This window comes from Niallia laureatilytica, from assembly GCF_046613985.1.
Taxonomy (GTDB): Bacteria; Bacillota; Bacilli; order Bacillales; family Cytobacillaceae; genus Niallia.
The window spans coordinates 95223-110897 of sequence record NZ_JBKKHP010000009.1 but is presented as its reverse complement, the minus strand read 5'-3'; the positions used below and the strand labels follow the sequence as shown (position 1 = coordinate 110897).

Here is a 15675-nt window from a genome sequence, read left to right as displayed (position 1 = left end):
ATGCACCTGTCCTTATATTAAATCCTATTTTTATCCTTAACCTCTAAAATATCCAATAAGAAAATAAAAATTGGGATACCTACAATCAGTCCCCATACCCCAAAGAAATGCTCTGAAAAAATCAGGACAATAAAGGTAAAAAATACAGGTAAGTCAGTTTTTGAGGACATAAGCTTCGGATTAAGTATATATGCTTCAATTGCATGCACTACCATTACAATAATAATGACTGTTACTACCTTCGCAATACCGCCTATCGAAAACGCAATGATACATAATGGAATCAACGAAATAATGACGCCCGCAACAGGAATAAGCCCTAATATGAAGATCATCATGGCAATGCCAAACAGCTGTGGGAAACCTAGAAAGTATAAGGAAATCGTCGTCAAGCCACAGTTTACTAAAGCAATAATGAATTGTGCCTCAATTACCTTGCCAAAGGTTCCAGCAAATTTACTCCCAAAATAACTCAATTCACGATAAATCGGAGCAATCTTGCTTTCATTGAACTTATGAGAAAACTGCTTGAGCCGGTCTTTCTCCAATAAGTAAAACAAGCTTAAAATAATAGCCAAAAACAGCTGCAGACCAAGTTTACCGATATTCGTAAAATAACCGAGAACGAAGGAAAAGCCCTGCTCTAAATAATTAAGGACCTGATAACGGCTAATTGTCTCTATCATGTAGTTGATAACCGGATTATCATTCGGTCTCATGTAAAAACGGATTATATTGCGCACCAATTGTTTAATTTCTTCAATAAAGACTGGCAAATAGGCGGAAATTCCGTACACTAGCGCACCTATGACAATGATATATAATGCGATGGCAATAATGCTCCGCTTTATAGGAAGTCTTTTGGAAAATAACTCGACAAATCGATCCATCAAAAAAGCAAAGATGAACGTAAATAATATTAAGTTAATCATACTGCTCACTGCATAGAGGATGACAGCAAACAAAACAAGAATAAAGAATCTCTTTATATCCTTGTTAGCAAAGATATTTTTGTACTCACCCATAAAAAGACTCCTGACACCAATAAAATAAGCGATTCAAGTTAATCACTTCAAACATGAAATTTCTTCCAGCGTTATCCAAAAATTTTTTAACTTTAAAAACTTTCCTATATCTTATTATCAATTTAGTTGCACAAAATAACAAGTGTAATTTATTAAGGATGGAAGGAAATTCGAATCATTCATCAGGACAACCCCCTTTCAACACTTGTCCTTTTCTCCTACTGTTTGGTAAATAGTGGTTGTTTTTTCACAAAGCTGTCAAACTCAGCATTTTCAAGCAATAATGTTTATATTTTTTTGAAAATTTCTTCTTTACAGTTTATTAAAATCCTAGTAAACTGGACAAAAGTTTCAACTTTAGATAATTTTCGATCTATTTCGACATCAGGAGGTTCTTATGAACATTTTTCGTAAAAAAGCTGTTTCCACTAGCTCAGCTACTTCGTTAAATCGTGTACTTGGCGCATTTGACTTAACCATGCTAGGTGTCGGCGCAATTGTTGGAACAGGGATATTTGTTCTGACAGGTGTAGCAGCAGCAAAGTATGCCGGACCTGCACTTATACTTTCATTTATTATCGCTGGGCTTGCATGTACATTCGCAGCTTTGTGCTACTCTGAGTTTGCATCGATGATACCAGAATCAGGCAGTGCATACACATATAGTTATGTAGCTTTTGGAGAGGTTATCGCATGGATACTCGGCTGGGACTTAGTGCTAGAATACGGACTCGCATCGGCTGCGGTTGCAAGCGGATGGTCCGGATATTTCCAAGGCTTGCTTGCAGGATTTGGCATCCATTTGCCGACCTTCATGACAAGTGCTTATAATCCTGCAGCAGGCACGTATATTGATATCCCTGCCATAGTAATCGTATTTATTATTACACTCGTATTAACGAGAGGGATTAAAGAATCATCGAAGCTGAACATCGTGATGGTTGTCATCAAGATTGCTGTTGTTCTATTATTTATCGCAGTTGGGGTTTGGTACGTAAAACCAGATAACTGGGCACCGTTTATGCCATTCGGTTTCCAAGGTGTCGCCACAGGTGCAGCAGTTGTTGTGTTTGCATACTTCGGTTTTGACGCAGTTTCCACAGCAGCTGAAGAAGTAAAGAATCCGCAGCGGAACTTGCCGATCGGAATCATATCTGCATTAGCTATCTGTACAGTTCTATATATTATTGTATCCCTTATTTTGACTGGAATTGTGCCTTTCGCACAGCTTGACGTTAAAGATCCAGTAGCATTCGCATTGGCTTTTATAAATCAAAACTGGGCTGCCGGTCTCATTTCACTAGGTGCCATCATTGGTATTACAACCGTTTTAATGGTAATGATGTTTGGGCAAACTCGTTTGTTCTATGCAATCAGCAAAGACGGTCTATTACCGAAACCTTTGCAAAAAGTCAGCCCAAAGAGCCAAGTGCCAATTGTCAGCACATGGGTCACTTCTGCTTTAGTTGCTATTTTCGCAGGGCTTGTCCCACTTAACCAGCTAGCAGAGCTTACAAATATCGGTACATTATTCGCATTTTCAGCAGTTTCACTAGGAGTCATCGTATTGAGAGTCAAACAGCCTGATTTAAAGAGAGGCTTTAGAACACCGTTTGTTCCGCTTATCCCAGGCTTGGCCATTGTTTTCTGTGTATACCTTATGCTTCAGCTAAGCTCATTTACATGGAAAGGATTTGCTGTATGGCTGACAATCGGACTAGTTATCTATATCGGATACGGCTACAGAAACAGCAAGCTTAACGCAAATAAAGCATCATCCTAATAAAAAAAACGGGAATCAGATGATTCCCGTTTTTTTTACTCATTATTTGGCCGTTTAAATGGCCACCAGTTTGCTTCACCGAAATTCTTGACCATAACAGGGATAAATAGCGGCAGGATAATCAATGCATACAGGAACAAGCCAACTAAAACAATGCTTGCTATTTGCAGCAGTGACAGCATGCCAGATGGCATCATCGCTGCAAACGTCCCACCTAAAATGACTGCTGCTGAGATAATGACAGTCCCCATTTTCTTCATTGCTTCAAGCATTGCTTCTCCAATCGATAAATCTCTGTATTCATTGAAGCGATCCATTAAGAAGATACTATAGTCCACTCCAAGTGCGACAAGAATAACAAATCCGAAGAACGGAACAGCCCAGCTTATTCCCGTGTATCCTAACAGATTGACGTAAATCGCTTCATTGATTCCCATCGCTGTATAGAATGTCAAAATAAGTGAACCGATAATATATGCCGGCATGATGATGGAACGGAATAAGAAAATGAGGACGATTCCAATTCCTACAAGCATCCACAGCACCGTTTTCGAGTAATCCTGATTAGACATTGTGCGCAAATCCGCATTGGTGCTGGTAATTCCCCCAACTGCCACTTCTGCATTTTCTAATTTCGTTCCCGTAGTTGCTCTTTCCACCGTATCCTTTATATCGTCAATTTGGTTGATTGCTTCATTAGAATAAGGGTTCGCTGAAAAGACTACATCCATTGTCATAATTTTATTATTTTTAGATAAGTAAGCATCTAAAGCCCCTTGGAAGTCATCACTTTCTAGCACCTCCTCAGGCAAATAAAATTGATTTTGGTCATTTTTGGATAAACCAGATAAATAATCTGTTGCTGAGTTCAAGCCGTCTGACACTTGATCAAGCCCGTCAGCACTTTGATTCAAGCCCTCAGTCAAATCGCCAAGCTGTCCGTTAATGTCACCAAATCCATCAAGCAGCTGCTTCTGTCCGTCATTAATGCTTGTTAACCCGCCTGTCAGCTTCGGCATATTGTCGACGATTTGGCCTTGCCCGTCAGCTAATTGGTTTAAGCCGGCTTGTTGTTGTTCGATGGCTGCGATGAGCTGTTCTAGTCCTGTACTTACAGCAGCTTGATTTTCTAAAATTTCGCCATATGTGTTGTTGGCTTCACTGACACCTGCTTGAAGTTTAACTAAGCCTGCGTTTATGTTCATAATACCACTATATAAATTAGGTAAGTTATTTTGTGCGCCCTGCACTGCCTCTTTTATACCTTTATAAGCAAGGTCACTGCTAATACCATTGTATCTTTGTTCAAGACCGGTAAAGTAATCAGGCTCAATCTTAGCAAAACCGTCATTAAGTTCTTTTAAACCATCTTCAGTCTTCTTGTAATTAGTAAGAAGTGTAGACAAGTTTGATTCTGTTTGTTCATAGCCAGCCAGCAATTGCTGATGATACTTAAGAAGATCTTCAGCACCTGACTTCGCTGTCTCCAGTCCTGCTTTAATCTCATCAGACCCAGCAGAACCTTGACGGATACCGTCTTCTATTTTAGCTAAGTTCGTCTGTATTGTACCTAAATTTGTTTTAACTTCATCAGTACCTTTAATCAAGTCATTAATGCCACTTGTTGCGTCATTTAACTGAGGTCCTGATTTGGACAGCTGATCTCCTGCTTCATGCAAGCCTTCGCTGATTTGATCAATGCCGTCCTTACCTTCGCCCAGACCTTCTTCTAATGTTTCAGCCTGCTTAGAAATATAGAGATCCTCAATTGGTTCTCCTGTTGGCCTTGTGACGGAACGGACATCTTTAACAAGGTCTACTTTCTCTAATTCCTTGCTGATGTTTTCTGCCAAGCCTAGATATTCAATAGAATCCATTTCTTCATCATTTTTAATGGTAATGGTTGTTGTCATCGATTCACCTGGACCAAAGCTGTCAGCAATTGCGTTGAAAGCTTTGATGGACGGTGCATCGTCGCCGATTTCATCCAATGAGTTAAAGGAAAGTGTTCCATCATATGTAACAAGGAATGGAACAGTGATTGCAGCAACAATGGCAAGTGCAATAATAGGGCGCTTGATGGAGAAGCGGCCGGCAATCTCCCAGATTTTACTGTCACCATGCTCTGCACTGCCTTTTGAAGGCCAAAAGATCTTCTTCCCGAGCAGCACCATAATGGCAGGTACGACTGTAAATAACGCTACTAATAATAATGCTACACCAACAGCAACTGCTGATGCTGATTGATACAGCTTAAACTGAGAGAAACCGATAGCAGCAAACCCGATCATAACTGCTATTCCGCTGAACAGCACTGTTCTTCCTGCATTTCGATATGTCTCAACAATAGCTTCTGCAATACTTTCGCTATGCATCATCTCTTCCTTAAATCTGCTTAATAAAAGAATGCAGTAATCTGTACCGATACCAAATAGAACGGCAACAAGGAAGATTTGTGTGTAATTAGAGATAGGGAAATCGAATTTATCAACAAGGATAGATACGATTGACTGGGAAGCCAAATAGCTCAATCCGACTGTTATAAGCGGTATGAACGGCGCTATAACCGAACGGAATACTATTAAAAGTACAGCAAGTATAAATACGACCGTTATACCTTCTGTCTTTTTTAAGCCTTCTTCTGAGCTTGTTGTTAAGTCTTGGTCAATCATCCAATTACTTGTATAATAATGATCTACTTTAAACTCTTCTAATTCGTCATATAATGCCTTACTGACTTCTTCTGCTTCTCTGTCATTCCAGCTGACCTTTAGTGATACAAGAATGGTTTTGCCATCGTCAGAGACGAGCTGGTCTTTAAGACTTTCATCTGTGAAAGAGGAGAGAATTTCTGTGATGCCAAGCTTTTCCTTGTCTGCTTCTAGCTTTTTAACAGCCTTCTCAGTTTCTGCCTTTTCCTCTGCAGTCAATTTCTTGCTGCTATGAAAAACAAGTGCAACTGACGACTGATCACCTTGGTTCTCTTGGCTTTGAATCTCATCCATGATTTCTGTTGCTTTTGCAGAGGAAAAAGTATCTGGCACACTTACCTGCCCTTTCTCTCTGACAAGATCCCCCATATTCGGAGCAATCATAAACAGCCCGACAATAGCTGCTATCCACAGAACAAGAACAATCCATTTTCCTTTGAGAATGCTATTCACTCTTTGACCTCCGTCTTCGTATCTTTATTTTCTTCTATTAATTTGTCCAGCTTTTCAAACGTTGCTAAAAAGCCTGAAATTTCCTGATCATCAAATTTATTGATAAGACTCTCCACTAAGCGATGTATTCTTTCTTCCATTTTCGTAAAAATCGCATTGCCTTTTTCTGTTAATGTCAAATAAATGACTCTTCGATCTTTTTCATCCCTTGTGCGTTCAATCCATTCTTTTTCAAAAAGTCTATTAATAATAGATGTAATCGCACTTTTATTAACACCGAACACTGCAGCCAGTTCAGAAGATGTACAAACCTTCACTTGGTTAATGTGGCGCATTGTGTAGTGCTGTTCACAAGTGAGAACATCTCCGATTTCCATTCTAATGAGATTATCCAATTTCCGGTTTACAGAGAAATTGATGTCCACATACCTATCGACGACATCTTTAATTTTTTTGCTGCTGATTGCTTTCACCCCCAAATAATAGTTCAACTACTTAACTATTAAACATTTTAACTTTCTCCTTGTTTTTATGTCAATCAGTTTCTTTTTATTCTTTTATTTTTTCTCATTGCATAGAGACTATGCTATAATGACCTCAAAATGAAGGGGCTAATGCATATGAAATTCACTAATGAAAACACACTTATGGAAAGACTGGGAATTGAAATAACAGAAGTAAAAGAAGATGGAACATGCATTGCCACAATGCCTGTTGATGAAAAAACAAGACAGCCTTTTGGCTACTTGCACGGCGGCGCTTCTGTTGCCTTAGCAGAAACGGTTGCAAGCTTAGGTGCTGCAAGTCTTGTCGATTTAGAAAGCACAGCTGTCTTTGGCCAGGAAATTAATGCTAATCATATCCGCTCCAAAAAAGACGGAATCGTTACAGCAATCGCTTCTGTCATCCATCAAGGAAAAAGCAGCATGGTATATGAAATAAAAATTCAGGATGAAGAAGGCAAACTCATATCGATTTCCCGCTGCACGATTGCAGTCGTGAATAAGCGTAAATAAAAGGGTGCATCCATAAGATGCACCCTTTCTTTATATGAATTAGTTTGTACTTATATCCCTGATTTCAGGCGGACTGTCCAGAACAGTTTCTATATAATTTTTACCCCAATTGTACATGCTGTCGAGGATAGGCATTAAGCTTTCCCCTTCTTTCGTAAGGGAATATTCAACCTTCGGCGGAACGACTGGATAAACGACTCTTTTTACAATAAGATCTTCCTCTAGTTCACGAAGCTGGTTTACAAGCATTCTTTGTGTAATACCTGGCATTAATGCCTTTAACTCACCAAATCTTTTCGTCCCCTCTTTGCCGAGATGCCATAAAATCAGCATTTTCCACTTTCCGCCGATAATACCTAAAGTCAGCTCTTTCTCACAATTGAAGACCTTATCTTCCATGCGGCTCATAGACACTCCTCCATTCCTTTTCCCATACTTAGTATACTTTTAGACACTATATATAAATAAAGTGCGTACTTACGTATTAAAATTATAAGCCGTATAATCGACATTGTACAAGAAATAGGAATCAAGGCGGCTTTGTTAGGCAAATAATAAAAAGCCCCAATCAAAAAAGGAGTGTTTAAAATGAAATTACAATTAGCATTAGATTTAGTAAATATCCCGCAAGCAATTGAAGTAGTATCTCAAGTAGCAGATCATGTTGACGTTGTTGAAATCGGAACACCGGTTGTTATAAACGAAGGTCTTCGCGCTGTTAAAGAACTGAAAGATGCATTCCCAAACGTGACAGTTCTTGCTGATTTAAAAATCATGGACGCTGCTGGTTATGAAGTAAGTCAAGCTGCTGCTGCAGGAGCTGACATCGTAACAATTCTTGCCGTTGCAGAAGATGAATCCATCAAGGGTGCTGTAGCTGAAGCGAAAAAGCAAAACAAACAAATCCTCGTTGATATGATTGCTGTAAAAGATATTAAAGCACGTGCTAAAGAACTAGATGAGCTCGGTGTAGACTATATTTGTGTACACACTGGCTATGATTTGCAAGCAGTCGGCAAAAACTCTTTTGAAGACTTGAAAGCAATTAAAAGTGTCGTAAAAAATGCAAAAACAGCTGTTGCAGGCGGAATTAAGTTAGATACTCTTCCTGAGGTTATTGCAGCACAGCCTGATTTAATTATTGTCGGCGGCGGCATCACAGGCCAAGATAACTTACAAGAGACTGCTGCTAAGTTTAAAGAATTGATCCTTCAAGGGTAACAGACTATGAACACAAGCGGATACTTGGAGGCTGTTTTAGCTGAGCTGAAAGAAGCCTCCACACATGTTTCCACTGAGCAGACTGACTCTCTAGTTGAGGCAATTTTGTCAGCCAAAAAGGTATTTGTTGCAGGAGCAGGCCGCTCTGGTTTTATGCTTAAATCCTTTGCAATGCGAATGATGCATATGGGCATTGATGCATATGTAGTCGGTGAAACTGTAACTGCCAACTTCGAAAAGGAAGACTTGTTGATCATCGGCACTGGATCAGGTGAAACGAAGGGCCTTATTTCGATTGCTGAAAAAGCGAAAAGTATTGGCGGCAATGTCATCGCTGTGACGATTTTTCCAGAATCCACAATCGGCAAAATTGCTGATGCAGCGATTAAACTGCCTGGATCACCAAAGGATAAAACAAACAGTGACTTTAAAACAATTCAGCCAATGGGCTCCTTATTTGAACAGCTTATGCTGCTTACACTGGACAGTGTCATCCTGAAATATATGGAAGTAAGAAATCTTGATTCCAATACAATGTATGGTAAACATGCCAATTTGGAATAAACTTATATAGGCTGCCTTATAAGCCAAAGCCAATTGATTGTATAATGGTTCCATTATATAGTATATTGGCTTTGGCTTTATTTAGTCTGTCTCTTGTAGACTTAACTAACTTGATAAAGGAGTAAATAAATTATGCAATCACTTAAAGGAAAAACGGCATTAATTACAGGTGCTGGCAGAGGCATCGGACGTGCGACTGCTATTGCACTTGCACAGGAAGGCGTAAACCTAGGATTAATTGGGTTAACAGAAGGCAATTTAAAAAAAGTTGCAGAAGAAGTAAAGCAGTATGGTGTATCTGTTGCAATTGCAACAGCAGATGTATCTGACAACCAATCTGTTATTGATGCTGTAAACAGTATCAATCTTGAGTTAAAGCAAATAGATATCTTAATTAACAACGCTGGCACTGCTAAATTCGGCGGCTTCCTCGACCTATCTGCTGAAGAATGGGAGAATATCATTAAGGTAAATCTAATGGGTACTTACTATGTAACAAGAGCGGTGCTTCCAGGAATGATTGACAGAAAAGCTGGAGATATCATTAATATTTCCTCAACAGCTGGACAAAAGGGCGCACCTGTTACAAGTGCATACAGTGCTTCTAAGTTTGCTGTATTGGGATTGACTGAATCGTTAATGATGGAAGTGCGCAAGCATAATATCCGTGTAACGGCGTTAACACCAAGCACAGTGGCTACAGATCTTGCCATCGATACAAACCTGACAGACGGAAATCCAGAAAAAGTAATGCAGCCAGAAGATTTGGCTGAATACATGGTTGCACAATTAAAGCTTAACTCTCGTGTATTTATTAAGACTTCTGGTATGTGGTCTACTAATCCATAAGAAAAAAGCAAACTCGGCGGACGAGTTTGCTTTTTTTCACACCTTTTTCGCATAAATAATATAGCGCTGCGGCGCATTGCCAACAAAGCTGAAAGGATAGCAAGTGGTCAAGACGAGCTCTTCTTTCGTATTATCCAACGTAATAATAGTCTGATCATCTGCTTCAACAATCTTTGTGGACGTGATTTCATAGGAGAAGCTTCCATATGGAAGCACCACTCTCAGCTCATCACCGAGTTCTAATTCACCAGCCCTTCTGAACACCGTATCACGATGTCCTGATAAGACAATTTGACCATTTTCGTTCGGATAATAGCTGCCCTTAAAGTGTCCGACACCTTTTTCCAAATCATCCGGATCTGTTCCTTCTACAATCGGCAAGTTCCCTTCGATTTTTGGTATCTCCAGAATGCCGACCGATTCCCCTGTAGGAGGCACGAAACGATTATCCTGCTCCTCATCCACCCAATCGTCCTTTTTCTCTTTAACCACAGCTTCTGCCTTTGATAATGATTGCTCTGTTTTCACCTTTGTTTCAGCTATATTCCATGCTCCCAATCCGAGAAAAACCGCTCCTCCTACTATAAGCAGGAGGGCAAACCATTTCAATTTTTTCATTATCAGCTTACGCCTTTCTTCTTTTTACGAATAGTACAACACTTCCTACTACTAGCATCATACACCCAATCAGAAGATAATTATAGTCCATTGTTGCTGTATTCGGCAGCACAGGTGTTGGATTTGTCTCTTTATCAGGCGTTTCTGGATTCTCACCTGGTTCTGGATTCTCACCTGGTGTTTCTGGATTCTCACCTGGTGTTTCTGGATTCTCACCTGGTGTTTCTGGACTCTCACCTGGTGTTTCTGGATTTTCACCTGGTGTTTCTGGACTCTCACCTGGTGTTTCTGGATTTTCACCTGGTGTTTCTGGATTCTCACCTGGTGTTTCTGGATTCTCACCTGGTGTTTCTGGACTTTCACCTGGTGTTTCTGGACTTTCACCTGGTGTTTCTGGATTCTCACCTGGTGTTTCTGTGTCTTCATCAGTGATTTCAGAAATTCGTTTTTCTGCACTGTATGAAATCGGCTCTGTAAATGACTTAACAAAATCTACTGTCGCCTGCAGATCATCCGGTCCTTGTACAGGATTTTCACCGAATTCAGTTAAACGGTATTTGTCCGTAGTATGTGGGTACATATAGTTATTAACAACAACTGTATATGTTTTAGACAAGTCTAATTTTGAGCCGTCTGGCAGCATTAAATCAACTACTTCTCCAAATTCACCAAGTGATGCATCCCACGTATACTTAAAGCCTGCAATGCTTACATCTGGACCGTATGAGCTGAATTGAGTATTAAGCACTTCTTTTAATTCAGCACCTGTCAGCTCTAATTTAACTAACGTGTTACCGAATGGTTGAATATTAAACAATTCCTCCCATGTGATTTCACCTTGAAGCAAGTCATCACGAATTCCTCCGCCGTTCATTAAAGCAAAATCACTGTCCATTGCTGCTACCATGCCATCAGCAATTAAGTTACCAAGTGCATTGTCACCGACTTCCCCTTTAGAAGCGTAACCACCTAAAATATCCGTTGCCGCTACTCCAACAACTTCCTTCAGCTTAGGGCCAACTATGTCTTGATATTTATCAAGAATTGCTTGCACTTTTGCATCTGGTGTAACTCCCTCTTGTTTCACATCTACTATTTCAGCAGATTTCTTCACAATGTCCTTCGTAACTGGATCGATTTCTAAATCAATATCAGAAAACGCCTTGCCATATTCCCATGCTTGAACAATCAGCTTATTATCAACTAAACCGTTTATTTTCACATGATTATGTGCTGCAAAGATAACATCAACCGCATCATCCACTTTGTTCGCGATATCAGCGATAGTTCCTGTAATTTCTCCACTGTTTGCATCTTGATTTCCAGGAACATGAGTAACCACTACAATTGCCTCTATTCCTTGCTTTTGAAGCTCAGGAACATATTTATTGATCGCTTCTATTTCATCTGTGAAACGAACATTTTCATTTCCTTTTGCAATAATCTGGCTTGGTGTATCAATATTTGCCACACCGATAAAGCCTACTTTTACGCCATCCACATCTTTAATTGTATATGGATCAAGCACAAGCTTACCTGTATCCTTATATTCCACATTTGCTGCAACAATTGGGAAGTTCATGCCGTCATAACCGGCAGTGCCATTCGGGTGCTCGCCGCCATTAATCATGCGGAGCATCTCGTCCACACCTTCGTCAAACTCATGGTTCCCAACAGTTCCGACATCAAAGCCTAATGCTTCCATTATCTCAACTGTCGGCTCATCTTGAAGCAATGCAGAAACTGGTGAGCTGCCGCCAATCATATCGCCTGCATGAACAAGTAATGTGTTTTCATTTTCTGCTTCATGCTGTTTTAAATAGGTTGCCAAGTAAGAAGCATAACCATAATTAACGCCATCTACTGTTCCAGTAACATCTATTTTACCGTGTAGGTCATTTACACCTAATAGCTGTGCTGAAATATTGCCTGTTGGACCATCAGTAGCATTCACTTCTGAGATTCTTCCCGTATTGTAAGAAATCGGACCATTGAAGCTTTTCACATAATCAACAGTCGCTTGCAGGTCTTCTCCCCCTTGAACAGGGTTTTCACCAAGCTTAGCAAGCAAATACTTATCGCTGCTATGTGGGTACATATAGTTATTCACTGTTATTGTGTATTTGCCATCTGGATCAATTTTTTCTCCATTTGGCAAGAAGATATCAACAACTTTACCAAATGATCCTTGCTTGCTGTCCCATGTATAGGAGAAGCCGCCAATACTGACATCAGGACCATAGCTGCTGAATTGGCTGTTCAAAATTTCCCGTAAGTCATCACCACTTATTTCCAGCTTAACTAAAGTATTGCCAAATGGCTGAATATTGAACAATTCATTCCAAGTAATGTCACCAGCATTTAAGTCATCACGAATGCCGCCGCCGTTCATCAGCGCAAAGTCACTATCCATTGCAGTAAGCATGCCGTCTGCAATCAAGTTTCCGAGCGCATTATCGCCAACTGCACCTTTTGTAGCATAGCCACCTTCCATAATCGTTGCTGCTTCTCCAATTACCTCATTCAGCTTCGGACCAACTTCCTCCGAATACTTGTTTAAGATTGCAGAAACCTCTGGATCAGGTGTGACACCCGCCTGCACTACATCAACAATATCAGCAGATTTTTTAACGATATCACCAGTTGCTGGGTCAATTTCAAGCTCTACATCTGCGAATGCTTTGCCATATTCTCCAGCTTGAACAATCAGCTTATTATCAACAACTGCATCAATCTTCACATGATTATGGGCTGCAAATAGAACATCGACTGCATCGTCTACGTTTTTCGCAATATTAGCAATATCACCTGTCGCACTGTCACCTGATTGATTGCCAGGAACGTGAGCAAGGACGATGATTGCTTCAACACCTTGATTTTGCAGCTCTGGTACGAATTTGTTGATTGCTGCTGTTTCATCTGTGAAGCGAATATTTTCATTTCCTTTACTGATAATCATATTTGGCGTATCAGTCGTTGCAACACCGATAAATCCAACTTTCACGCCTTCAACTTCCTTAATTGTGTATGGATCAAGCACTAGCTTACCTGTATCCTTGTATTCTACATTTGCCGCTACCATTGGGAAATTAATGCCATCATAGTTTTCCGTTCCGTTTGGATGCTCTCCGCCATTAATGAGGCGCAGCATTTCGTCCACACCTTCATCGAACTCATGGTTTCCGACTGTCCCAACATCGAACCCTAATGATTCCATAATTTCTACAGTTGGCTCATCTTGCAGCAATGCAGATACAGGAGGACTACCGCCTACCATATCACCAGCATGTACAAGCAGTGTATTAGGATTTTCAGCTTCTCGTTCACGTAAATATGCTGCTAAATAATCCATTCTGCCAATTGTGTTTGAACCATCTGCATATTCTTCGCTGATCTTCCCATGCAAATCATTAACGCTTAAAAGCTGCAGTTTAATATTTTCCTTGCTTCCTTGATTTTTAGCTTTATAGCCATTTGTTTCTGCTTCTTCTGCACTTGCAAAGAAGATGCGTTTTTCAACAGGCACCTCTGCAAATTTAGAAGGCTCCACATATTCCTTTGTCTCAGAATTTCCGACATATCTCGTTAATCCTTTACCTTGCTCTCTTGCCCGGAATTCAAATGGCAATTCTTCTAGAGGATTCTCTGCATTCCAGATACCTTTGCCATTGTCCTTTGCTTCTTTTACCGCAGATTGAAACTGATTATATTCAGCTTCCTCTCCGATTGGCCAAATGAAGTAAGTCGATGCATACCCTTGTTTAACCATTTCCAAGTTTGTATTCAAGCTATCGCTCTTGCGGATGATTTGAGCAAGCAGTCTTCCATAGTCATCTGTTGCCTCTTCTCCGACCTTAACGATTACTTTATCACCTGGTTTTAATAGGGAATTTAAATATGCCTTTGCTTCTTGTCCATGCTCTAGCTGACTTTCATCAGCAGCATTTTTTGGAGTATGATACGTTTCCGGTGTATCAATATTCACGTAACGCACCTTTGTCGCCCCAAGAACTGGTGATTCAAGATGAATAGTATCTCCGTCTACTACACTGCTAACAGTAGATTCATATTCTCCTGCTGAAGTTGGTGCATCAGGCTGCTCAGCAAGCAATGTTACGTCAGATGCCTTTCTTGGCAACACTTGGTAAGTATTATATTGACTCAATACACCTGTAAACTCATACCATTTTCCTGCTTCAATAGCAGATATAGCCTGTGTTCCTTCCATTACTCGCAATGTTGTTCCATTAAAGTTCTCATCAATTACGGAAACATTATAGCCCCCTCCAGCTGGAGTGGCAGGAATGGATTGTACATACCCTTTAAACTTAACTAACTGGCCTTCTTTTTGCTCAGCAAGACTAGCATCTGCCATGTTTTCTAGTGAAAATTCAATTGGTGCTGGTACTGCGTTTCCTTCTGATATGATTTCAATTCCATCAGCATTTGGTGCTATTTCCAGCAATTTGTTATATTCTGTGACTTTTCCTGTTACTTTTACTTTTTGTCCCTCTTTTAGGGCCGGGAAACTGCCAGCATTATTTGCATATAGATTGATACCTGCTGTATCATCTTGAATATATGTTGATAGCTTGCCGCCGCCGATTCCTTCATTATCAGCAGTTACAACACCTTCAACTGTTACAACTTGTCCATTTTTTGCTCGTGCATCAGAAATAGAGATTTTGTCTGTTGGAGTGGAAGGAGTTTCCTCTTCCTCTTGTCCTGGGTTTTCACTTCCATTGTCTGTATCTCCAAAAGTATGCTTGCCAAGATCAGCAAAATGATCAATATCATAGATATCCCATTCTAATGCTGGATCAAAGCTCTCACTTCCAATGCTTCCTTTCGTTACAGAGCTTTTGCGAATAAGAGTATGGTTTTCAGCAGCACCATCTCCCCATTTTTCTTGCACACCAACAGTGCCAAACACATCGATGACTGCATCATTTTTTTTGAGCTCAATTACATCGTCACCATTAAAGTTGACGACACCATGCTGAATATCAGCCTTTTCCTTTATTGCGGCGCTGGCAGAGCTATGTGTGATAACATACACATCTCCATCTGCAAGCTTCCCTTCAAGCTTTAATGTTGTATTAGGTTCTGTCTTACCATTGGCATAAAGTACCAGACTATAGCTGGCAAGATCTACTTCACTGCCAGTCCCATTAAAAATTTCAATTGCTTTATTGTTTGAGCTGCCTTCTATGTATTCAGAAATAAATAAGTCATCAGCCGTTTGGCTTGCAGCAGAAACACTTGGAGTAAAATTGCCTAAGAAGTTCGGTATAACTAAAGTGAAAATTAGCAATATTGACAAAATTTTAAAACTTTGTTTCCCCTTCATCTATATCCTCCTTGGTCCATAAATTGCCTTACCAATTAAAGATATCTTAATATTGTAAAATTCACACTAGAATTCTGTAAAAATA

At 40.0% G+C, this 15675-nt stretch carries 11 protein-coding genes; 5 read left to right on the top strand and 6 right to left on the bottom strand.

The features are described 5' to 3' along the window. Window positions 1-17: 17 nt before the first annotated feature. A complete protein-coding gene (locus tag ACLIJJ_RS19750) occupies window positions 18-1025 on the bottom strand; it encodes an AI-2E family transporter (RefSeq protein ID WP_233316530.1) in 1008 nt (335 codons plus the stop codon). 397 nt (window positions 1026-1422) lie between these two features. Between ACLIJJ_RS19750 and bcaP the strand changes: the two genes are divergently transcribed. Beyond that, a complete protein-coding gene (gene bcaP / locus ACLIJJ_RS19745; protein ID WP_341078411.1) occupies window positions 1423-2808 on the top strand; it encodes a branched-chain amino acid transporter BcaP in 1386 nt (461 codons plus the stop codon). A 35-nt stretch (window positions 2809-2843) separates the two neighbouring features. Here bcaP and ACLIJJ_RS19740 read toward each other — a convergent pair whose 3' ends face one another. Continuing rightward, complete coding sequence (locus ACLIJJ_RS19740) at window positions 2844-5972, bottom strand: MMPL family transporter (protein WP_251644715.1); 3129 nt, start codon at window positions 5970-5972, stop codon at window positions 2844-2846. Then, complete coding sequence (locus tag ACLIJJ_RS19735) at window positions 5969-6463, bottom strand: MarR family winged helix-turn-helix transcriptional regulator (RefSeq protein ID WP_233316533.1); 495 nt, start codon at window positions 6461-6463, stop codon at window positions 5969-5971. The genes ACLIJJ_RS19740 and ACLIJJ_RS19735 overlap by 4 nt, the downstream gene beginning before the upstream one ends. A 129-nt stretch (window positions 6464-6592) precedes the next feature. Here ACLIJJ_RS19735 and ACLIJJ_RS19730 point away from each other — a divergent pair, with 129 nt between their 5' ends. Beyond that, a complete protein-coding gene (locus tag ACLIJJ_RS19730; RefSeq protein WP_411411500.1) occupies window positions 6593-6988 on the top strand; it encodes a PaaI family thioesterase in 396 nt (131 codons plus the stop codon). Between the two features lie 39 nt (window positions 6989-7027). Here the strand turns inward: ACLIJJ_RS19730 and ACLIJJ_RS19725 are convergent, their stop codons facing one another. Further along, window positions 7028-7396: a winged helix-turn-helix transcriptional regulator gene (locus ACLIJJ_RS19725; protein WP_233316535.1), complete on the bottom strand. Its 369-nt coding sequence runs from the start codon at window positions 7394-7396 to the stop codon at window positions 7028-7030. 180 nt (window positions 7397-7576) lie between these two features. Between ACLIJJ_RS19725 and hxlA the strand changes: the two genes are divergently transcribed. The 3 genes from hxlA to ACLIJJ_RS19710 all read left to right on the top strand — a co-directional run bounded on the left by hxlA (window position 7577) and on the right by ACLIJJ_RS19710 (window position 9622). Further along, a complete protein-coding gene (gene hxlA, locus ACLIJJ_RS19720) occupies window positions 7577-8209 on the top strand; it encodes a 3-hexulose-6-phosphate synthase (protein WP_233316536.1) in 633 nt (210 codons plus the stop codon). 6 nt (window positions 8210-8215) lie between these two features. Next, entirely contained in the window at window positions 8216-8773 is a 558-nt protein-coding gene (gene hxlB / locus ACLIJJ_RS19715; RefSeq protein WP_233316537.1) for a 6-phospho-3-hexuloisomerase, read from the top strand. Between the two features lie 132 nt (window positions 8774-8905). Continuing rightward, window positions 8906-9622, top strand: coding sequence for a 3-ketoacyl-ACP reductase (locus ACLIJJ_RS19710; RefSeq protein ID WP_233316538.1), 717 nt, complete (start codon window positions 8906-8908; stop codon window positions 9620-9622). Window positions 9623-9658: 36 nt separating this feature from the next. Here ACLIJJ_RS19710 and ACLIJJ_RS19705 read toward each other — a convergent pair whose 3' ends face one another. Both ACLIJJ_RS19705 and ACLIJJ_RS19700 read right to left on the bottom strand, forming a co-directional pair. After that, the gene (locus tag ACLIJJ_RS19705) at window positions 9659-10240 is read right to left on the bottom strand and encodes a class D sortase (RefSeq protein WP_233316539.1); all 582 of its coding nucleotides are present in this window, start codon (window positions 10238-10240) and stop codon (window positions 9659-9661) included. A 7-nt stretch (window positions 10241-10247) separates the two neighbouring features. Further along, window positions 10248-15590: a 5'-nucleotidase C-terminal domain-containing protein gene (locus tag ACLIJJ_RS19700; RefSeq protein ID WP_411411499.1), complete on the bottom strand. Its 5343-nt coding sequence runs from the start codon at window positions 15588-15590 to the stop codon at window positions 10248-10250. Between the last annotated feature and the right edge of the window lie 85 nt (window positions 15591-15675).

Coding starts and splice junctions, on each gene's coding strand:
- ACLIJJ_RS19750 (WP_233316530.1), bottom strand. CDS start 1,025: ATGGGTGAGTACAAAAATATCTTTGCTAACAAGGATATAAAGAGATTC.
- bcaP (WP_341078411.1), top strand. CDS start 1,423: ATGAACATTTTTCGTAAAAAAGCTGTTTCCACTAGCTCAGCTACTTCG.
- ACLIJJ_RS19730 (WP_411411500.1), top strand. CDS start 6,593: ATGAAATTCACTAATGAAAACACACTTATGGAAAGACTGGGAATTGAA.
- ACLIJJ_RS19725 (WP_233316535.1), bottom strand. CDS start 7,396: ATGAGCCGCATGGAAGATAAGGTCTTCAATTGTGAGAAAGAGCTGACT.
- hxlA (WP_233316536.1), top strand. CDS start 7,577: ATGAAATTACAATTAGCATTAGATTTAGTAAATATCCCGCAAGCAATT.
- hxlB (WP_233316537.1), top strand. CDS start 8,216: ATGAACACAAGCGGATACTTGGAGGCTGTTTTAGCTGAGCTGAAAGAA.
- ACLIJJ_RS19710 (WP_233316538.1), top strand. CDS start 8,906: ATGCAATCACTTAAAGGAAAAACGGCATTAATTACAGGTGCTGGCAGA.
- ACLIJJ_RS19705 (WP_233316539.1), bottom strand. CDS start 10,240: ATGAAAAAATTGAAATGGTTTGCCCTCCTGCTTATAGTAGGAGGAGCG.
- ACLIJJ_RS19700 (WP_411411499.1), bottom strand. CDS start 15,590: ATGAAGGGGAAACAAAGTTTTAAAATTTTGTCAATATTGCTAATTTTC.